An 18,259-nucleotide genomic window follows, 5' to 3' on the forward strand; every position below is an offset into this window, starting at 1 on the left:
AGGTAAGTATACTTACTAGACTCGCGGAGCGCTCCTATTAAGGCACAGCGCCGTGACTGAACGAGGGGTGGTTGTAATGGCAGGACATTTTGAGCTGGTGGATGCGCCTGACGGCGGCTATCGCGTGCGGATGTTGGATGGTTCAGGAAGCCTGATGGCTATCTCGGTGACTTTCCCAACGATGCGCGCAGCGGTGGCCGGCATTGCGATGGCCCGCGAGATTGCCGGCACCGGCCTGATCAGGGACTTCAGCAGCAACGGTGCCGGAGCCGTCATCCGGGACCGGGTTGGTCCCCTGTCCTCCCCGAAAGACAATGCGGCTGCCCGCGCCAAAAAAATGTCCGGGGCCGCTCGCGTTGTAGCCGGGTGATCACCCAAAGCCACGCCTTGGTCCGCGGGCGGCGGTTCGGCGTCCTTTTTGACGTTGATGGAACCTTGGTGGATTCCGCCTACATCCACACGCTCGCGTGGTGGCAGGCGTTCCGCCAGCACCAGTATGACGTCCCCATGGCCGCCATTCACCGGTGCGTCGGGATGGGTGGCGACCGTTTGGTGGACACGCTTCTTCCTGCTGGCCGGGACCGAGAGGCCGACGCCGAAATCCTGGCCAGCCATGCGGCAGTCTTCGCGCAGAGCTGGCCGTCGCTGCGTCCGTTCGACGGCGCCAAGGAGTTGCTTGCGCAGTGCCACGCCGGGGGACTCGCCGTCGCCCTGGCATCATCGGCGCGAACGCAGGATCTGACGGCCACCCGCAAAGCCCTCGGTGCGGACGCGTTCATCCATGCCGCCACCAGCGCGGACGATGCGAAGGCAAGCAAGCCGGCCCCGGACATCCTCGTGGCCGCGCTTGAAGCTGTTGGTGTGGCCGCGGCCGGAGCAGTCTATGTGGGGGATGCGGTGTGGGACATGCAAGCTGCTGCCGCGCTGGGAATCCCTGCCATCGGCGTCACCTGCGGCGGGACCAGCGCCGCCGAACTCCGCGAGGCAGGCGCGGCCGAGGTCTACAACGGCCCCCGGGACCTCCTGGACAACCTGCAGGCAAGCGCCATCGGCAGGCTGCTGACGCTGGAATCGAACCCCGCCGGCGCCCAGTAGCGCGAGGGGACACTTGCGGCCCTGCCCGCCTGTGCCCAGTTGCGCGAGGGGACACTTGCGGCCCTGCCAGCGGGGGCTTAACTGTCCGTTCGCGCGCGTTGCGGGGGCTTAACTGTCCGTTCGCGCGCGTTGCGGGGGCTTAACTGTCCGTTCGCGCTGGTGCCGGGACGCTTGGGAGGGGGGCAGGTTAGAGGGGGAGCAGGGCTGAGAGGTCAGCGCGCAGACCGGAGGCGGACACCTTGTGCGCCGCGACAGCGTCCGCCCAGCTCAACTGGCCGGTCACCATGCTCAGCCAGGTCGCGGCGTCGCACTCGATCACGTTGGGCGGGGTTCCGCGGGTGTGACGCGGCCCCTCCACGCACTGGGTGACGCCGAACGGCGGCACCCGCACCTCCACCGAATTCCCCGGCGCCCGCGCGGTCACCTCCTCCAGCGTGTACCGCACGGCCGTGGCCGTGACGTTGCGGGGGAGCGGAACGTCCGACGGCGGTGCGGCGGCTTCCTGCCATGCGGCCAGTGCCGCTGTGCCTTCTTCAATGCCGATCCGGCGGCGCGCTACAGCCATCAGTCCAGGAGCGCGGACACGGCCGGGCCCAGGCGGATCTTGCCCACCTCGTGGCTGCCGCCCATCACCGGGGCCACCACTTTTTCGAGGACGCTGGAGACGCCCGGAATATCCACGGCGCCGACCGCGGCGAGGAGGGTCAGGCCCACCAGGGATGTCGCCCGCAGATTCCCGTCCAGCATCTTGATGGCCACTGAGACACCCTGGGGTGTGGCCATGGCCAGGACACCCTCGGCGCCGATCTTGGCGATGATGCCCAGTTCGTCCATCACGATGGTGTTGGCCTCGCCGCGGCCCTGGACGGCCCACGGGTAGTCGAGCATGGACGTGGTGATGGTGGCGGCGCGGGCGTTGGAGTTCTTGTCTCCCGGGGCCTTGGCCAGCATCGAATAGGCGCGCGCCAACCCGGTCAGCGAAATAGCGGCCACCGGGGCCCCGCACCCGTCAATGCCCAGGTGGGCGATCTTTTCGCCGCTGTATTCCTCGATCACGCTGCGGACGCGCTGCTGCAGCGGATGGTTCGGCTCGAGGTAGCTGTGGGTATCCCAGCCGTTTTCGGTGCAGGCCCACAGGAAAGCGGCGTGCTTGCCGGAGCAGTTGAAGGCCAGCTTCGATTTGCCCTTTTCGGACCGGACCAGCCAGTTACGCGCCGTCTCGTCCTGGGGCCAGGCGGCGGGGCACTGGAGCTGGTCCTCCCGGACGCCGGCGGCCTTGAGCATTCCCTCCACCACGTCCATGTGGTCCAGGGAGCCCACGTGGCTGCCGCAGGCTAGGGCCACCTGAGCGCCGCGGAGCGGAACTCCGGACTGCATGGCCGCCAGGGCCTGCAGCGGTTTGAGCGCGGACCGTGGGTACAGGGGAGTCCGGATGTCGCCGAGTTCAGTGACGACTGACCCGTCGCCGGACAGTACGACGGCGGAGCCGATGTGCCGGGACTCCACAAAACCGCTTCGTTCAATAACGGCGAGTTCGACGGCGGAGTCCACAGTGAACGTGGCATGCGGGTTGTGCGGCATATTGCCAGTCTAGGGGCGGAATCCTCTAATGCCGGGCTACTCCACGGTGACCATGACGGACTGCCAGCCGGAGGCGCCGTCGGGCACCGGATCGGCCCGCTGATCGGTCTGGACCTCGCCTGTTCCGTCGGTGGCGCGGACTTTGATGTAGTGGGGACCGGGCGTGGCTTCCCAGTCGAAGGACCACTGGCGCCACGTGATGAGGGACGCCTCGGTGGACAGGACGGCCTCGGCCCACGGGTTGTTGTCGATCTGGACTTCCACCTTGGTGATGCCGCGGGTCTGCGCCCATGCCGTGCCGCCGATCGCCACCCGGCCGGCGGGCACCTTGGCGAAGGACTTCGGAACTTCCACCCGGGCCATGGTCTTGATGGGACCACGCTCGGACCAGCCGCGCTGGGTCCAGTACGCCTTGCTGTCGGCGAACCGCGTCACTTCCAGGTCCACCACCCACTTGGTGGCGGAGACAAAACCGTACAGCCCGGGCACCACCATGCGCACCGGATAGCCGTGCTCCAGCGGCAGGGGCTCGCCGTTCATGCCGATCGCCAGCATGGCGTCGCGGTCATCCTGCAGGACCTCCAGCGGCGTGGAGGCGCTGAAGCCATCGATCGACGTCGACAGCACCATGTCCGCGCCGTCCTTGGGACGTGCCCGCTTGAGGACCTCGCGGATGGGAAGGCCGAGCCAGCGCGCGTTCCCCGCGAGGTTTCCGCCCACGGGATTGGAGACACAGGTGAGGGTCACGTGCGATTCGATGAGGTCGGCGTCGAGCAGGTCCTGGAAGGTGAGGCGGACCTCTTCCTCCACCAGCCCGTGCACGCGGAGCTCCCAGTCGTCGGCGGTGATTTCGGGCACGCTCAGGGCGGTATCGATCCGGTAGAAGTCCCCGTTGGGCGTGATCCAGGGCGTCACGCCGGCAGCGGGGGACTGGACGCCCGCGGGCACAGCGGCGGCGGCCTTTGCCGGGGCGGGCAGCTGCAGGGCCTCGCGGGCCTTGGAGATGTTGCTGCGCGCGGCACTGAGCAGGCGGCCGCCCGTGGCCGCGATCCCGGCGCCGACCACGGTGATCCCGGCGGCGGCGAAGAAACGGCGGCGGCTGGTGGCGGGACGGTCAGGTTCCGCGGCGCCCGTGTCGGCAGGCGCCTCAGGCCAGGACTTCAGCCGCCAGAGCGGGGCGATCAGCAGCCGCAGCACCACCAGCCCGGCAATTGTGCCCAGCACGGTGGGGATGGCATCCAGCGGCTTCACGCTGGCCCGAGTCACCACGCTGGCCACGATCACCGTGCCCATCAGCAGCACACCGGCAACGCCCAGCGCCCACCTGCGGTAGGCCACCACACCCAGCACGCAGGCCAGCAGGAAAATGGTCAGGCCCATCCCCACAAACAGCGCGGCTTTGTCATTCGTGCCGAACGTGGCGATGGCAAAGTCCTTCATCCACGGCGGTGTGAAGTCGATGAACGTGGACCCCAACGCGATCACCGGAGTTGCCCGGGCGGTAAAGAACGCTCCGGTCAGCTCCGCAACGGAAAGTACGACGGCGGCAGCCGCCACGCCTGCCAGCGCGGCCATTGCGGCGGGGTCCTTGAGCCACTTCAGAAGCTTCTTCATGCCTTGGATTCGTTGCGGCGGGCCGCAGGGATGGCCGGGCGAGGACACAGCTTAGGAACATCCCCCTTAGGAAAGGGCAGGGTGCACAAAGTACCCTTGGAGACTGTGAAGGTACTCGTCATTGGCCCTGGAGGCCGCGAACACGCCATTGTCCGCTCCCTGCTCGCCGACCCCAACGTTTCCGAGGTCCATGCGGCTCCCGGCAACGCCGGCATCAGCAAGCTGGTCCCCACCCACAAGATTGACGGGAATGATCCCGACGCCGTCGCGGTGCTGGCCACCAAGCTCGGCGTGGACCTCGTCGTCGTGGGCCCCGAGGCGCCGCTGGCTGCCGGGGTGTCCGACGCCGTCCGCGCCGCCGGCATCCCGGTCTTTGGCCCCAGCAAGGCCGCAGCCCAGCTGGAAGCCTCCAAAGCGTTCGCCAAGGAAGTTATGGCCGAAGCGGGAGTCCCCACGGCCATGGCGATGGTGGCCACAAACGCCGAGGAAGCCGCCGCAGCCCTGGACACCTTCGGCGCACCCTACGTGGTGAAGGACGACGGCCTCGCAGCCGGCAAGGGCGTGGTGGTCACCAACAACCGCGACGAAGCCCTGGCCCACGCGCAGACGTGCTTCGACGCCGCCGGCACCGTGGTGATCGAGGAATTCCTCGACGGCCCCGAGGTATCCGTTTTTGTCCTCTGCGACGGCCGCAACACCGTGGCCCTGTCCCCGGCGCAGGACTTCAAACGCATCTTCGACAACGACGAAGGCCCCAACACCGGCGGCATGGGTGCCTACACGCCGCTGGAATGGGCCCCCGCCGGGCTGGTCCAGGAAGTCATCGACCGCGTCGCGCAGCCCACGGTCAACGAGATGGCCAACCGCGGCACTCCGTTTGTGGGTGTGCTGTTTGTGGGCCTGGCGCTGACCACGCGCGGCACCCGCGTCATCGAATTCAACGTCCGCTTCGGGGACCCCGAGACGCAGGCCGTGCTGGCCCGGCTCAAAACCCCGCTCGGTGCGCTGCTGCTGGCAGCCGCCAAGGGCGAACTGGACAAGGCAGACGAGCTGCGCTGGTCCAAGGAGACGGCCGTCGCCGTCGTCGTGGCGTCCGAAAACTACCCGGACACCCCGCGCACCGGTGACCGCATCCGCGGACTCAAGAAGGTGGACGAGCTCGACGGCGTGCACGTGATCCACGCGGGCACCGCGCTCGACGACGACGGCAAGGTGATCTCCGCTGGCGGCCGGGTGCTCGCCGTCGTTGCCCTCGGCAGCGACCTGGTGGAGGCCCGGGAACGGGCGTACGACGGCGTGGAGCTGGTTCACCTGGAAGGCTCCCAGTTCCGGACGGACATCGGCCGCAAGGCCGCCCGCGGTGAAATCAAGGTTGCATCCAAGGCCACCGGATCGGCTCCTGTCACGAAGGCGAAGGCATAACATGACTGAGAACTCCGCCCAGGAACCACAGCAGCCCCGCGGCTTCAGCACCGAAACCCTGGACCTGCCGGGCTGGACGCACGTTTACTCCGGCAAGGTCCGCGACCTCTACGAGCCGGCGGACGAAGCCATCCGCCAGCAGGTGGGCCAGGACTGCGTCCTGGTGGTGGCAAGCGACCGCATCAGCGCCTTCGACCACGTGCTGGCCAGCGAGATCCCGGACAAGGGCCGCATCCTCACGCAGTTGAGCCTGTGGTGGTTCGACCAGCTTGACGTGGTCCACCACGTGCTGGCATCCACCGTGGAGGACGGCGTTCCCGCGGCTGTGGAAGGCCGCGCGATGATCTGCCGGAAGCTGGATATGTTCCCCGTGGAATGCATCGCCCGCGGCTATCTCACCGGCACCGGACTGCTGGAGTACAAGGCCCGGGGGACGGTCTGCGAGATTCCGCTGCCGCCGGGCCTGGTGGACGGGTCCCGGCTGGAACAGGCCATCTTCACACCGTCTGCCAAGGCCGAGGTGGGCGAGCACGACGAGAACATCTCCTACAACGATGTTGTGGCCATGGTGGGGGACGACATCGCCGCACGCTTGAGCGAGCTGACCCTAAAGATCTACACCGGCGCCGAGAAGATCGCCCGCGAACGCGGTATCATCCTGGCCGATACCAAGGTGGAGTTCGGCTACGACGCCGTGTCCGGGGCCATCACCCTGGGCGATGAGGTCCTGACGCCGGATTCCTCCCGTTTCTGGGATGCGGCAACGTATGAGCCGGGCAAGGCGCAGCCCTCCTATGACAAGCAGTATGTGCGCGACTGGCTCACGTCGGCCGAATCCGGCTGGGACAAGAACTCCGACGAGGCACCGCCCGCCCTGCCGGTGGACGTCGTGGGCCGGACGCGCAGCCGCTACGTCGAGGCCTACGAGAAGATCACCGGCAGGACGTTCGCCTAGGGCGTTTTTGACGGGCCCGGCTTCAGGCCGGGCCCGAACCTAGCTTGCTTTGACGTCATTCGCAGCTGCGGCGGCCCGCTGCTGGGCAAGCCTGATCTCAAGGACCGCGTCCAGTGCCTGCTGGACGCGGTCCGAGGCTCCCGCGGCACTGAAGGCCTTCTGCGCTTCTTCGAGATAGACCAGGGCTTCGTCTGACTCGCCGGCGGCCTTCAGCGACTTTCCCAGCAGGAGTGAAACTTCGCCTGCCGTGTGCTTGGCCAGAGCCCCTGATTCCGAGTGGATCTCGCGGAGCTTGTTGATGGCGGCCACGATGTCGCCGGTGAGATACAGCCAGCGCGCGCGGATGAACGCAACTTCCAGCTGGTCGCTCTTGTTGCCGCCCACAATGGACAGCGCCAGTTCAGCGCGCTCGATGCTGGAAAGTGTTTCCGGTTCTACAATTCCGGAGGACAGCCGGACGGCGGCCGAGGCCTTGTTGAAGCGGGCCCACAGATCAATGTCGTTGGCAGGGGACAGCATCCGGGCGGCGCGCTCGTGGTACTTGATGCCCTCGGGGTAGTCGTGCCGCATAAAGGCGACGTTTCCGATCACCCAGGCAACCTCACCGGCAAGCTGGGACATGGAGTGCTCGTCCATCTGGTCATTCATGGCCTGGCAGTACTTCCAGGCCTCGTCCAGGCGGCCGCTCTCCGCCAGCGCGCCGATCAGCGCGCGGTAGGCGCCGATGATCAGCGTGGAACCGTTGGGCAGCTGGCCGCAGAGTTGGACGGCCGCCAATGCGTGTTCCACGGCAGTGCTCAGCTGTCCCTGTCCCTGGCAGATCGCCGCGAGCATCTGGCGGGCACGGACGGCGAGGCCGGCAGACTCCGTGGCCATGGGGTGCTCCAGGAGGTGCTGCATGATCTTTTGGCATTCCTGCCAGTTGCCCTGCTTGATCAGGCATTCGGCCTGCATGTAGGTCATGTTCCACCACGCGCTGGTGTTCTTGCCTTCCAAGGCTATCTGGGCCGCGTTGGCTGCGTGGGTGGCGGCCAGAGGATAGTCCCTGAGGTCCCAGGCCTGGCGCGCGTAGAGGCCGGCCAGGACGTACTCGGCGTCGCTGACAGTGATGGGCTGGCTCCAGGCTTCCAGCGCCTTGGGCGCCAGCTCCAGCCTGCGGGCGAGCTCCTCGATCACTTCGGCCGTCGGCTCACGGCGGCCGGTTTCGAGGAGGGAGATGTAACTGGGGGAATACAGGTCCTTGCCCAGTTCAGCCTGTGTCAGCCCACGTTCGAGACGCTCCGCACGGAGCTTCTCCCCGAATCCGTTGCCCACGGGATTTCCTCCTAATTCTGGACAGTCTTTGTACTCAATGCTTGACAGTCCCTGTGGAAAACATTTTACAATGTATGTCAACAAGGACAGTGCTGACTTTGTAACGAATCCGACTCGTATTGAGGAACTTATATGTTGAAGAAGATTGCGGCCGCTGGCGTACTCGCTGCTGCCCTGGCATTTTCTGCGGCGGCCCCGGCTGTCCTGTCGGCAGGTTCCATCGCCGACACCACCGGCGTATCCGTAGCCGTTGGCAACTGGCCCGATCCCATGTCCAAGCCCGTCAAGGACAAGACCGGCGGCACGTACACCACCAACGTTGGCAACTGGCCCGACCCGATGTAAGGAATCCTCTCAGGAGGCGCGGCCCCGGGGCATGGTCATCATGCCTCGGGGCCATTTCTTTGTCCGGGCACTTGACCGTTCCTAGCCCCGGCGCTTGACAGCCGGGAAACACAAAAGAGGGCCTCCCCTGGGGGAGACCCTCTTTCAATTGGTCGGGATGACAGGATTTGAACCTGCGACCTCGTCGTCCCGAACGACGCGCGCTACCAAGCTGCGCCACATCCCGATCCGCTGCAAAAGCAACTTTACAAGAATAGCCGACGCCGGGCCCGGATGCGAAATCGGCGGCGCAGGCCGGGCCAGATCCCTAGACCAGGGAGTCCTTCCAGGCGCCGTGGAGGTCTGCGAAGCGTCCGCCGCCGCCGATGAGTTCCGCGGGGGTGCCGTCCTCAACCACGCGGCCGTCGTGGACCACCAGGACGCGGTCGGCAGTTTCAACGGTGGAGAGGCGGTGCGCGATGATCAGCGCCGTCCGGCCGCCGCCGGCAGCAGCTGAGCCCTCGGCCGCAGATCCCGCATCAGACGAGCCCGGGGCACCTGCCGGACTGCCGGCGTCGGACGTTGCCCGCAGAAGGCGCGCCAGGCCGCTCTGGACGAGCCGCTCGGAGGGGATGTCCAGGGACGAGGTGGCCTCGTCCAGGATCAGCACCGCCGGCCGGGCCAGGAACGCCCGGGCGAAGCTGATCAGCTGCCGTTGCCCGGAGGACACCCGGCCGCCGCGCTTGTTGACATCCGTGTCATAGCCTTCGGGGAGTTCGGTAATGAACTCGTGGGCGCCCACGGCCCGGGCAGCATCCTCGATCTCCGCCCGCGAAGCCTCCGGCCGGCCCAGCGCGATGTTGTCCGCCACGGAGCCGCTGAACAGGAACGCCTCCTGCGTGACCATCACGATGTTCCGGCGCAGGTCCGTGGTGGTGAGGCTGCGCAGGTCCACCCCGTCCAGGGTCAGGGAGCCGGAGGAGACGTCGTAGAAGCGGGCGATCAGCTTGGCAAGCGTGGATTTCCCGGCACCGGTCTGCCCCACCAGGGCCACGGTCTGGCCGGCGGGGATGTGCAGGTCCATGGTGGGGATGACCACAGGGCCGTCGCCGTAGCGGAACTCCACACCCTTGAAATCGACGGCGCCCCTGGCATCGCGGAGCGCAACAGGGTTCTTGGGCGGACGGACCGTGGGAACCTCCTCCAGCAGGCCGGACACCTTCTCCAGGGCAGCCTGGGCGCTCTGGAAGGAGTTGTAGAACATGGCCATCTGGTCCACCGGCTGGAAGAAGCGTTTGGTGGAAAGGATCAGTGCCAGCAGCACGCCCACGGCAAGGTCCCCGTCCAGCACACGGAACCCGCCGAACAGGAGCACCACGGCCACGCAGACGTTGCCGATCAGCACCAGCCCGGGCTGGAAAATGCCGTTGAGGTTGATGGAGCGCACGGTGACCAGCCGGTAGTCCTCGGACAGCTGGCCGTACGTCTCGGCGTTTTCAGTTTCCTTGCGGAAGGCCTTCACGGCGCGGATCCCGGTCATGGTCTCCACAAAGTGCACAATCAGCCGGGCGGACACCACCCGGGATTCGCGGAACACGATCTGGGAGTGCTTCTGGTACCAGCGCGACAGGAAGTACATCGGGACGCCGGCGGCCAGCACGATCAGCCCGCTGCGCCAGTCCAGGGCAAACACCGTCACAGCCGTGAAGACCATGAACAGCAGGCCCGAGGCAAGGGAGCTGACACCGGAGTCGAGGAGTTCCCGCAGCGCCTCCAGGTCCGAGGTCTGCCGGGCGATGATCCGTCCCGACGTGTACTTTTCGTGGAACTCCAGGCTCAGGCGCTGCGTGTGCCGGAAGACCCGGACGCGCAGGTCCAGCAGCATCGCCTGGCTGAGCCGCGCGGTGGAGGTGACGTAGAGGGCGGTGAGTCCCGCCGTCGCAATCGCTGCGAGCAGGTACGCGACACCGGTAAGCACCAGAGGGAGGTTGTCGCCCGCCTGCAACGACGGGAGCGCGTGGTCGATGCCGAACGCGATCAGTGCAGGCCCGGCCACGCGCGCGGCCTGGGACAGGACCACGGTGGCGATGGTCAGCCAGAACCTGAGCCGCACCGGACGGATCAGGGTGGCCAAGAGGGCGAGCGACCGCCGTCGTACGGTTTTACTGTCCGACTTGCTGAGGTGCGTGTTGTCCTCGTTGGCGGTGCCGAAGGTTGCGTTACTCATCGGATGCTGTCCTCTGACTCGTCCTCAAGCTCCGACAGTTCCGAATCCAGGTCCCGTGGTTCCCGGTCCAGGCTGGCGATGACGTAGCGGTAATGGGGGTTGTGCGCCAGAAGTTCCGTGTGGGTTCCGACGGCGGCGATCCGGCCTTCCTCGAGCAGCGCCACCCGGTCAGCCAGCGCCACGGTGGACGGGCGGTGCGCGACGATCAGTGTGGTGGTGTCCTTCAAGACCGCGCGGAGCCGGGTTTCCACGAGCTCCTCGGTGTGCACGTCCAGGGCCGAGAGCGGATCGTCCAGCACGAGGACCCGGGGCCGCGCCGCGATGGCCCGGGCCAGGGCGATCCGCTGCCGCTGCCCGCCGGAGAGGCTCAGTCCCTCCTCGCCGATGAGGGTGGCCACGCCCTCCGGCAGCGAGTACGCGAAGTGCGCCTGCGCTACATCCAGGGCTTCGTCCAGGGCTGCCTCGGTCCGGTCCGGCGCCCCGAGGAGCACGTTGTCGCGGACGGAACTGGAGAACAGCGTGGTGTCCTCGAACGCGACGCCCACTACGCGCCGGAGCCCGTCGACGTCGAACTCGCGCAGGTCCACCCCGTCGATGGTGATGGAGCCGTCGGTGACGTCGTACAGGCGCGGGACCAGCTGGATCAGCGCGCTCTTGCCGCTGCCCGTGATGCCCACCAGTGCCATGGTTTCGCCGGGCCGGACATCCAGGTTGATGTCTTTGAGGATGGGTCTGTCCGGGGCGTCCTCGAACGCGAACGTGGCGTTATTGAAGCTGAGTGCGCCCTTCAGTGGCGAGGGGGTGCGCGGCTCCGGGGGACTGGTGATGGTGTTGACCGAATCCATGACTTCGAAGTGGCGGTCGACGGCGGATTTGGCGGTGAGTGCCATGGCCAGCAGCATGCCGGAGAATTCCACCGGCATCGCGATGACCGCGGCGGTGGCGAAGAAGGCCACCAGGGCGCCGATGCTCAGCTGGCCGCTGGCGCAAAGCATCACGCCCACTACCAGTCCGGCGCCGAGCGCGAGTTCGGGCAGCAGGGTGACCACCATGGTGAACGTGGCCTGGTGCTTCGCCTTCATGATCTCGGTCTGGCGGAGTTCCTCGGCCTGCTCGTTGAAGTTTTCCAGGGCCTCGCGGCTGCGGCCGAAGGCCTTCAGGACGCGGATGCCGTGGACGGATTCCTCCACGGTGGTGGCGAGGTCGCCGGCCTGGTCCTGGCTCCGCCGCGCCACCTTGCTGAAGCGGGTCCGGAACCGGAAACCGTACGCCATGATGGGCACCGCGGCGGCTAGGAAAATCAGGGCCAGTTGCCAGCTCATGGAGAACATAACCACAATGCCGATGACCACCGTGAGCGTGGTGACCACCAGCATGATGGCACCGAACGCCATCCAGCGGCGGAGGAAGTTCAGGTCCGTCATGGCGCGTGAGAGGAGTTGGCCGGAGCCCCAGCGGTCATGGAAGGACACGGTCAGGTCCTGCAGGTGCCCGTAGAGCGAGACCCGCATCCGGGTTTCCACAGTGGTGGCCGGGTTGATCACAAACTGCCGGCGGAGGGCCACGAGTCCCGCTTCCGCGATGCCCAGGACCAGGATTACGACGGCGGCAGTCCAGACCGCGTCCGACGCGCCACCGGGTTTGAGGGACTCATTGACGAGGACCCGCAGCACCTGCGGGATGGTCAGCGCCACAACGCTGGCCAGGAGTGCGCAGAGGAGCCCCATCACCAGCCGGGGGATGATCGGCCTCACATGAGGGTAAAGACGGCTGATGGATCTGAAAAATGAGGTCTGCTTGGCCATGCCCGCTTCTCAAGCTCTAAATCGAATGTAGTTTCCCTTAGCAACTACCCTATGCCATGGCGTGAGCAGGTTCACACCTTCGTTATTCGGGGGAGGTGAGCGTCAGCAGGACGGCCTCGGGTTTGCAGGCGATACGGATGGGAGCGAACCGGGAGGTGCCGATGCCGCCCGAGACGTTGACCGGCGTCGTACGTCCGTTGCTTTCCCAGCTGTTGAGTCCCTTGGCCCGCCACGTAGGGAGGTCGCAGTTGGACACCAGGGCGCCGTAGCCGGGGATGCAGAGCTGGCCGCCGTGGGTGTGGCCCGCCAGCAGCAGGTCCGCGCCGTCCTGCGTGAAGTGGTCCAGGACCCGCTGGTACGGGGCATGGATGACCGCAACCCGGAGGTGCGCGTTCTCGTCCTGGTCACGGGTGCCGCGGGGCCAGCCCGCATAGCGCTCCCGGTCCAAGTGCGGATCGTCCACGCCGGAGAAGTCGAAACGGATGCCCTTCAGTACCACCGATTGGTGCCGGTTGGTGAGGTCCACCCAGCCGCCCATGCCGAAGCCGGACCGCAGCCGTGGCCAGTCCAGTTCGGTTTCTTTGGGCTTGATCTTCGATGGACCCAGCAGGTAGGACGCGGGGTTCTTGAAGCTCGGGCCGTAGTAGTCGTTGGACCCCGGGACGAAAACGCCGGGGAATTCCAGTAGCGGGCGCAGTGCTTTGAGCAGGGGCTCCACGGCCTTGACGTGGCTGAGGTTGTCCCCGGTGTTGACCACCAGGTCCGGCTCCAGCGACGCCAGCGACTCGAGCCAGCGGGCCTTGGTGTCCTGGCCCGGGACGAAGTGGATGTCGCTCAGGTGCAGGACGCGGAAGGGCGCGTGGCCTGCCGGCAGGATGGGCAATGTCTCCTCGCGGAGGACAAACTGGTTCTTCTCCCACAGCCCGTATCCGAAGGCGGCGAGACCCGCTGCGGTGCCCGCGCCGGCGGTGACGGCAAAGCCGCGCCCGAGGTTCCGGACGCGGCTGGCCAATGCAGGGCTGACTGCCATGGAGGCTAGTTCTTCTTGTCGCTGTTGCCCGGTGCAGGGTCCGTGGACGGCTGCGTGGCTGGAGCCGTGGCAGGCGCGGTGGCCTGCGTTGACGGCGTGGTCCGGGCAGGCGTTCCGCTCACCATGTTGGTGGGCGGGGCCGTGAACGCGTTGGTGCCATACGCCGGAGCGACCTGGGCCATGTACTTGGAGAACATGGGACCGGCGATCATGTAACCGTCGATCGCCTCATAGCGTTTCCCGTTGATGGTCAGGTTCCGGCCGGGCCGGAGCTGGTCACCCAGCGGGTCGCCGAACCATGCTGCAGTGGCCACACCGGTGGTGAAACCGACCACCCAGGTGGAGCCGTTGGTGTCGTTGGTACCGGTCTTGGCGGCCACCGGGAAGTTGGTTTTGGTGGAGATCCGGGGTTTGATGAGGGATCCGGACCCCTCATCCAGAACTTTCTGCAAGGCATACGCAACGCCCCGGGCGACCTCCGGTTTGACGGCATCACGGCAGCTCGTGGCCTGGGCCGGGAGCTGTGCGCCGGTCTGGTCCGTGACAGACGTGATGGCGATGGGCTCGCAGTACTTGCCGTCGTTGGCGAACGTGGCAAACGCGGAGGCCATGGTCAGCGGGGCGGTCTGCGTGGAGCCGATCAGGTTGGCCAAAGTGGTCATCTTGACCGGCGGGTTGGGATCGTCACCCACCGGCAGGCCACCGTGGATACCGACGGCGTCCACGATCTTCTGGATGCCGCAGAGGTCAACCTGCGCCGCCGATGCGAAGGTGGCCGTATTGATCGAGTTCTGCAGGCCGTACAGGACGGTCATGTTCCGGTAGTAGCCGTCGTCGGAGTTCTGCAGGTCGAAGCTGCCGGGAATCCTGGCGTCATACCAGCCCACGGTGGGTTCCGGGCAGGTGTTCTTCCAGGGGAAGTTCTGAGGGTATTTGCGTGTGGCGGCGTTGAGGTTGGTGTTCATCGACTTGCCTTCGTTCACCCACTGGGCGAATGTGAAGGGCTTCATGGTGGAACCGGGCTGGAATCCGCCCAGGCCGTTGAGGTCGTTGCCGTCCTTGTCCAGCTTGTCCACGTTGAAGTTCTGGGTCTGGTTGAACTTGCCTTCGGTGGGCAGGAACGACGTGTTCTGCGCCATGTTCAGGATCTTGCCGGTGGTGGGCTGCACGGAGACGATGGACGCACCCCAGTTGTCAGGGTTGACGCCGGCGGCCGCATCCGACTCGGCCTGTGCCACGTTCTGGGCGTTGACGTCCAGCGTGGTGGTGATGGTCAGACCGCCGCGGAACACCATCTGCTCACGCTCTTTGGGGGTGGCGCCGTAGGCCGGGTTGTTCAGCAGCAGGTGCAGCACGTAGTCGCAGAAGTACGGTGCCGTGCTGGCGTAGGCGCAGCCCTGGCGCGACTGAGTGATCTTTGGCTCCACCGGGGTGGCCACGGCGGCGTCGTGATCAACCTGCGTGATCTTTCCCTGGTTCAGCATCAGGCCCAGGACCAGGTCGCGACGCTCCTTGGCGTTCTCCGGGTTGGTGATGGGATCAAACGCCGACGGGCTGTTCACGAGGCCTGCAAGGAGTGCTGCTTGCGGGAGGGTCAGATCCTTCGCGGTGTTGCTGAAGAAGAATTTGGACGCGGCCTCGATGCCGTAAGCGTCGCGGTTGAAGAAGACGATGTTGAGGTAACCCTCGAGGATCTGCTCCTTGGAGAATTTCTTCTCCAGGGCGATCGCGAGCTTCATTTCGCGAAGCTTGTCTCCTACGCCCTTGTTAACACCGTTGAGCTTGATGTCATCAGTGTTTCCCTCGGCGGCGAGGTTGGCGTTGAGTACGTTGTTCACGTATTGCTGGGTGATGGTGGAGGCACCCTGTTTGTTGCCGCGGGCCGTGCTGACCATGGCGCGGAGGATGCCGGTGGTGTCCACACCGCCATGATCGTAGAACCGGCTGTCTTCGACAGCGATGATCGCTTCCTTCATGAACGGCGAAATCTGGTCGAGGGCAACCTTGGTCCGGTTTTCCTCGTAGAGGTTCGCGATCAGGCTGCCGTCCGCGGCGAGGATCCGGGTGGACTGGCTGGGCGGGTCCACCTGCAGCTCTGCCGGGAGGGTATCGAAGAACTCGATGGAACCGCTTGCCGCGCTGCCGGAAACGGCCGCAGCCGGGACCAGCAGGCCCGCCACCAGGACACCACAAATCGCGCTCACACCGAGGAAACCAAATATCTTTCCGAGGGTAGTGGCTGTGTCGAAAATGGGGTTCTTACGAGTCACCATGTTTTCCACTTTACCGGCAAGGACTAGTCTTTAGCTCATGACCAAATGGGAGTACGCGACGATTCCGCTCATTATTCACGCTACGAAGCAGATTCTGGACCAGTGGGGAGAGGACGGCTGGGAGCTCGTCCAGGTAATCACCGGACCGGACGGCAACGGCCTGGTTGCCTACCTCAAGAGGGAGAAGCAGTAGCGATGAGCACCCCCGCAGAGACCACGTCCGGCGCGGAAACCGCGCCGATTTCAGCCGTTGAGCAGCGCCTCGCCGAGCTCGGACTGACCCTTCCCGAGGTGGCCGCTCCCGTCGCCGCCTACGTGCCGGCCGTCATCACCGGCAGCCATGTTTACACCTCCGGCCAGCTGCCGTTTATTAACGGCAAACTCGAAGCAACCGGCAAGGTCTCCACCGGCACGGAGGGCGCCTCCGACGAGCCCACCGTGTCCCCGGAGGACGCCAAGGCCTACGCCGCTGTCTGCGCCATCAACGCGCTGGCGGCCATCAAGAGCGTCATCGGCGATCTGGACCGCATCACCCGCATCGTCAAGGTGGTGGGCTTCGTGTCCTCCGATCCGGCCTTCACCGGACAGCCGGGCGTCATCAACGGCGCGTCCGAGCTCCTCGGCCAGGTCTTTGGTGACGCAGGCCAGCACGCCCGCTCCGCCGTCGGCGTGTCGGTTCTTCCGCTCGACTCTCCCGTAGAGGTCGAACTGATCGCTGAATTCAGCTAAGGACCCGGTTCACTCAATTGCCTCAGCTCGCCCGACGCTTGTTTGCCCTTCCTCCGGATCTTGAAGGGGCTGCCCAAAGCTGGCTCGAACACGGCGAGCGGACCCCGCGTGCCGCCCGCTACGCATCGTCCGTGGTGCTTCTGCGGGATTCGCCCACCGGCCTGGAGACGTGGCTGGGGTACCGGCCCGGCTCCTCGCCGCTGGGCGTCCTCGCGTTCCCCGGAGGTTCCCTGGAGGCGTCCGACGACGACGCCGTCGGTTGGCTGGGCCCCTCACCCCAGCATTGGGCCGAGCAGATGGGGACGGACGACGTCGGGCTGGCGCGGCGCCACGTGGTGGGCGCCATCCGCGAACTCTTTGAGGAAGCCGGCGTTCTCCTTGCCGGGCCGGACATGTCCACCACGGTGGAAAACACGTCAACGCAGGACTGGATGCGGGCCCGCGTGGCCGTTGCCGACCAAGAGAAGACCTTCACGGAGCTCCTCGCCAAGCGGGGACTCTCGCTGCGGACCGACCTGCTGAAGCCGCTCGTCAACTGGCGCAGCCCCGACTTCGCGCACCGCCGCTTCGACACCCGCTATTTCGCCGCCACCGTCCCCATGAACCAGCAGCCCAGCCTGCTGGAGAGCAAGGGCGTCTGGGGCCGCTGGGTGTGCGCCACCAAGGCCATCGCCGCGCGCAGCACCACTGCCCTGGGCGATGAAGTGGGCCAGGAGAACACCGTTGGCCTTACCCTCGGCCAGCTCCTGGTGCCGGGGTCGGAGATCATGCTGGAGAAGATGGCCGCAGCGAACGGCTGCATCGCCTACCTCAGCTACAAGCGCAAACCCCACGTGTACCAGGCACGGCTGGTCGATGAAGAGGGCACGCTCATGCTCGAAGTCGAGGCCGCCAAAACCGTAGCCGGAGACCCCCAGCGCGAGCGCTAGTCGCTTCTGGTTGCGTCCGCTATGCGACGGCCCTTTCGCCGTCGCTTAGACACAGCGCATAGGGGCACTTGCGGTCGCTGGGCGACCTTCAGCGCCCGATGCGCCGCGATGCGCTCCTACGCGAAAGACCGCCGCCCAGCTCGTATCCGTCACGCAGTCCGCTGCCCCAACGCAAAAGGCCCGAGGTCCGGCATCCGGAAGCGTGCGTCAGAGCGACGAAGGAGCAGCACGCGGAGGATGCCGGCCTCGGGCCGGACGCAACTGGGACTAGCGGGAGCGCTGGCGGAGGCGCTGCATGTCGAGGATCACTACGGCACGGGCTTCGAGGCGGAGCCAGCCGCGCTGGACGAACTCTGCGAGGGCCTTGTTGACCGTCTCGCGGGAGGCGCCTACCAGCTGGGCCAGCTCTTCCTGCGTGAGCTCGTGGGCTACCAGGACGCCGTCCGTTGCCGGGCGGCCGAAGCGGTCGGCCAGGTCCAGCAGTGCCTTGGCCACACGGCCGGGGACGTCGGAGAACACCAGGTCCGAGAGTGAATCGTTGGTGCGGCGCAGGCGGCGGGCCAGGGCCTGCAGCAGCTGCGCCGAAACCTCGGGGCGTGTCCGCAGCAGGGCGTTGAGGCTTTCGTTCTTCAGGCCAGCAAGGCGGGTTTCGGAGACAGCCGTGGCCGTGGCCGTGCGGGGGCTGGGGTCAAAGAGTGCCATTTCGCCGAACAGTTCACCCGGGCCCAGGATGGCGAGCAGGGACTCCCTGCCATCGGGGGACGTGCGGCCCAGCTTCACCTTGCCGGAGACGATGAAGTAGAGCTGGTCGCCCTGGTCGCCCTCGCGGAATACCGATGCACCGCGGGAGAGGTCCACCTCGGTCAGCTCGTCCGTCAGCAGGCGGAATGCTTCGTCGTCGAGCGTGGCAAATAGGGGTGCTCGGCGCAGTACCTCGATGTCCATGAAATCTCCTGAATAA

At 66.3% G+C, this 18,259-nt stretch carries 17 protein-coding genes and 1 tRNA gene; 8 read left to right on the forward strand and 10 right to left on the reverse strand.

Annotated elements, in window-relative coordinates:
* Nucleotides 1–76 precede the first annotated feature (76 nt).
* Both AU252_RS14290 and AU252_RS14295 read left to right on the forward strand, forming a co-directional pair.
* Nucleotides 77–370, forward strand: coding sequence for a hypothetical protein (locus AU252_RS14290; RefSeq protein WP_058931294.1), 294 nt, complete (start codon nucleotides 77–79; stop codon nucleotides 368–370).
* Nucleotides 367–1,095, forward strand: a complete 729-nt coding sequence (locus tag AU252_RS14295) for an HAD family hydrolase (RefSeq protein WP_240484189.1) — start codon at nucleotides 367–369, stop codon at nucleotides 1,093–1,095. Before AU252_RS14290 ends, AU252_RS14295 begins: the two co-directional genes overlap by 4 nt.
* A gap of 187 nt (nucleotides 1,096–1,282) precedes the next feature.
* Here the strand turns inward: AU252_RS14295 and AU252_RS14300 are convergent, their stop codons facing one another.
* From AU252_RS14300 to AU252_RS14310, 3 genes are read right to left on the reverse strand one after another with little or no spacing between them, the layout of a single operon-like run.
* Nucleotides 1,283–1,660 carry a sterol carrier family protein gene (locus AU252_RS14300; RefSeq protein ID WP_058931295.1) on the reverse strand — a complete coding sequence of 126 codons (378 nt, stop codon included), beginning with the start codon at nucleotides 1,658–1,660 and terminating at the stop codon, nucleotides 1,283–1,285.
* Complete coding sequence (locus AU252_RS14305) at nucleotides 1,660–2,676, reverse strand: asparaginase (protein WP_058931296.1); 1,017 nt, start codon at nucleotides 2,674–2,676, stop codon at nucleotides 1,660–1,662. Before AU252_RS14305 ends, AU252_RS14300 begins: the two co-directional genes overlap by 1 nt.
* A gap of 36 nt (nucleotides 2,677–2,712) precedes the next feature.
* Nucleotides 2,713–4,290, reverse strand: a complete 1,578-nt coding sequence (locus AU252_RS14310) for a molybdopterin-dependent oxidoreductase (RefSeq protein WP_058931297.1) — start codon at nucleotides 4,288–4,290, stop codon at nucleotides 2,713–2,715.
* Between the two features lie 105 nt (nucleotides 4,291–4,395).
* On the opposite strand from AU252_RS14310, the gene purD reads away from it, so the two are divergent.
* Nucleotides 4,396–5,712, forward strand: a complete 1,317-nt coding sequence (purD, locus tag AU252_RS14315; RefSeq protein WP_058932961.1) for a phosphoribosylamine--glycine ligase — start codon at nucleotides 4,396–4,398, stop codon at nucleotides 5,710–5,712.
* A 1-nt stretch (nucleotide 5,713) separates the two neighbouring features.
* The gene (locus AU252_RS14320; RefSeq protein WP_058931298.1) at nucleotides 5,714–6,667 is read left to right on the forward strand and encodes a phosphoribosylaminoimidazolesuccinocarboxamide synthase; all 954 of its coding nucleotides are present in this window, start codon (nucleotides 5,714–5,716) and stop codon (nucleotides 6,665–6,667) included.
* A gap of 39 nt (nucleotides 6,668–6,706) precedes the next feature.
* Here the strand turns inward: AU252_RS14320 and AU252_RS14325 are convergent, their stop codons facing one another.
* Nucleotides 6,707–7,981 carry a helix-turn-helix domain-containing protein gene (locus tag AU252_RS14325; protein ID WP_058931299.1) on the reverse strand — a complete coding sequence of 425 codons (1,275 nt, stop codon included), beginning with the start codon at nucleotides 7,979–7,981 and terminating at the stop codon, nucleotides 6,707–6,709.
* A gap of 132 nt (nucleotides 7,982–8,113) precedes the next feature.
* On the opposite strand from AU252_RS14325, the gene AU252_RS14330 reads away from it, so the two are divergent.
* Nucleotides 8,114–8,326, forward strand: coding sequence for a hypothetical protein (locus tag AU252_RS14330; RefSeq protein WP_058931300.1), 213 nt, complete (start codon nucleotides 8,114–8,116; stop codon nucleotides 8,324–8,326).
* 149 nt (nucleotides 8,327–8,475) lie between these two features.
* Here AU252_RS14330 and AU252_RS14335 read toward each other — a convergent pair.
* The 5 genes from AU252_RS14335 to AU252_RS14355 all read right to left on the reverse strand — a co-directional run bounded on the left by AU252_RS14335 (nucleotide 8,476) and on the right by AU252_RS14355 (nucleotide 15,640).
* A tRNA-Pro gene (locus AU252_RS14335) sits at nucleotides 8,476–8,552 on the reverse strand.
* An 81-nt stretch (nucleotides 8,553–8,633) separates the two neighbouring features.
* On the reverse strand, nucleotides 8,634–10,532 hold the full coding sequence (locus AU252_RS14340) for an ABC transporter ATP-binding protein (protein WP_058931301.1): 1,899 nt from the start codon (nucleotides 10,530–10,532) through the stop codon (nucleotides 8,634–8,636).
* Nucleotides 10,529–12,337: an ABC transporter ATP-binding protein gene (locus AU252_RS14345; protein ID WP_058931302.1), complete on the reverse strand. Its 1,809-nt coding sequence runs from the start codon at nucleotides 12,335–12,337 to the stop codon at nucleotides 10,529–10,531. The genes AU252_RS14340 and AU252_RS14345 overlap by 4 nt, the downstream gene beginning before the upstream one ends.
* Before the next feature lie 82 nt (nucleotides 12,338–12,419).
* Nucleotides 12,420–13,367: a metallophosphoesterase gene (locus tag AU252_RS14350; RefSeq protein ID WP_058931303.1), complete on the reverse strand. Its 948-nt coding sequence runs from the start codon at nucleotides 13,365–13,367 to the stop codon at nucleotides 12,420–12,422.
* A 5-nt stretch (nucleotides 13,368–13,372) separates the two neighbouring features.
* Entirely contained in the window at nucleotides 13,373–15,640 is a 2,268-nt protein-coding gene (locus AU252_RS14355) for a transglycosylase domain-containing protein (protein WP_058931304.1), read from the reverse strand.
* A gap of 37 nt (nucleotides 15,641–15,677) precedes the next feature.
* Here AU252_RS14355 and AU252_RS23630 point away from each other — a divergent pair, with 37 nt between their 5' ends.
* The 3 genes from AU252_RS23630 to AU252_RS14365 are packed head-to-tail and all read left to right on the forward strand — an operon-like array spanning nucleotide 15,678 to nucleotide 17,298.
* Nucleotides 15,678–15,833 carry a DUF4177 domain-containing protein gene (locus AU252_RS23630; protein ID WP_099093395.1) on the forward strand — a complete coding sequence of 52 codons (156 nt, stop codon included), beginning with the start codon at nucleotides 15,678–15,680 and terminating at the stop codon, nucleotides 15,831–15,833.
* Between the two features lie 2 nt (nucleotides 15,834–15,835).
* Nucleotides 15,836–16,369, forward strand: a complete 534-nt coding sequence (locus AU252_RS14360) for a RidA family protein (protein WP_058931305.1) — start codon at nucleotides 15,836–15,838, stop codon at nucleotides 16,367–16,369.
* Nucleotides 16,370–16,386: 17 nt separating this feature from the next.
* Nucleotides 16,387–17,298 (forward strand): NUDIX hydrolase, encoded by a 912-nt coding sequence (locus AU252_RS14365; protein WP_058931306.1) that lies wholly within the window; start codon nucleotides 16,387–16,389, stop codon nucleotides 17,296–17,298.
* 267 nt (nucleotides 17,299–17,565) lie between these two features.
* On the opposite strand, the gene AU252_RS14370 is transcribed toward AU252_RS14365, so the two are convergent.
* Complete coding sequence (locus tag AU252_RS14370) at nucleotides 17,566–18,243, reverse strand: Crp/Fnr family transcriptional regulator (protein ID WP_011693220.1); 678 nt, start codon at nucleotides 18,241–18,243, stop codon at nucleotides 17,566–17,568.
* Between the last annotated feature and the right edge of the window lie 16 nt (nucleotides 18,244–18,259).

The organism is Pseudarthrobacter sulfonivorans (assembly GCF_001484605.1).
In the GTDB taxonomy this organism is placed as follows: domain Bacteria; phylum Actinomycetota; class Actinomycetes; order Actinomycetales; family Micrococcaceae; genus Arthrobacter; species Arthrobacter sulfonivorans_A.

Excerpts from the sequence above, each read along its gene's own strand:
- AU252_RS14290 (WP_058931294.1), top strand. The coding sequence starts at position 77 with ATGGCAGGACATTTTGAGCTGGTGGATGCGCCTGACGGCGGCTATCGC.
- AU252_RS14300 (WP_058931295.1), bottom strand. The coding sequence starts at position 1,660 with ATGGCTGTAGCGCGCCGCCGGATCGGCATTGAAGAAGGCACAGCGGCA.
- AU252_RS14305 (WP_058931296.1), bottom strand. The coding sequence starts at position 2,676 with ATGCCGCACAACCCGCATGCCACGTTCACTGTGGACTCCGCCGTCGAA.
- AU252_RS14310 (WP_058931297.1), bottom strand. The coding sequence starts at position 4,290 with ATGAAGAAGCTTCTGAAGTGGCTCAAGGACCCCGCCGCAATGGCCGCG.
- AU252_RS14320 (WP_058931298.1), top strand. The coding sequence starts at position 5,714 with ATGACTGAGAACTCCGCCCAGGAACCACAGCAGCCCCGCGGCTTCAGC.
- AU252_RS14330 (WP_058931300.1), top strand. The coding sequence starts at position 8,114 with ATGTTGAAGAAGATTGCGGCCGCTGGCGTACTCGCTGCTGCCCTGGCA.
- AU252_RS14340 (WP_058931301.1), bottom strand. The coding sequence starts at position 10,532 with ATGAGTAACGCAACCTTCGGCACCGCCAACGAGGACAACACGCACCTC.
- AU252_RS14345 (WP_058931302.1), bottom strand. The coding sequence starts at position 12,337 with ATGGCCAAGCAGACCTCATTTTTCAGATCCATCAGCCGTCTTTACCCT.
- AU252_RS14350 (WP_058931303.1), bottom strand. The coding sequence starts at position 13,367 with ATGGCAGTCAGCCCTGCATTGGCCAGCCGCGTCCGGAACCTCGGGCGC.
- AU252_RS14355 (WP_058931304.1), bottom strand. The coding sequence starts at position 15,640 with ATGGTGACTCGTAAGAACCCCATTTTCGACACAGCCACTACCCTCGGA.
- AU252_RS23630 (WP_099093395.1), top strand. The coding sequence starts at position 15,678 with ATGACCAAATGGGAGTACGCGACGATTCCGCTCATTATTCACGCTACG.
- AU252_RS14360 (WP_058931305.1), top strand. The coding sequence starts at position 15,836 with ATGAGCACCCCCGCAGAGACCACGTCCGGCGCGGAAACCGCGCCGATT.
- AU252_RS14370 (WP_011693220.1), bottom strand. The coding sequence starts at position 18,243 with ATGGACATCGAGGTACTGCGCCGAGCACCCCTATTTGCCACGCTCGAC.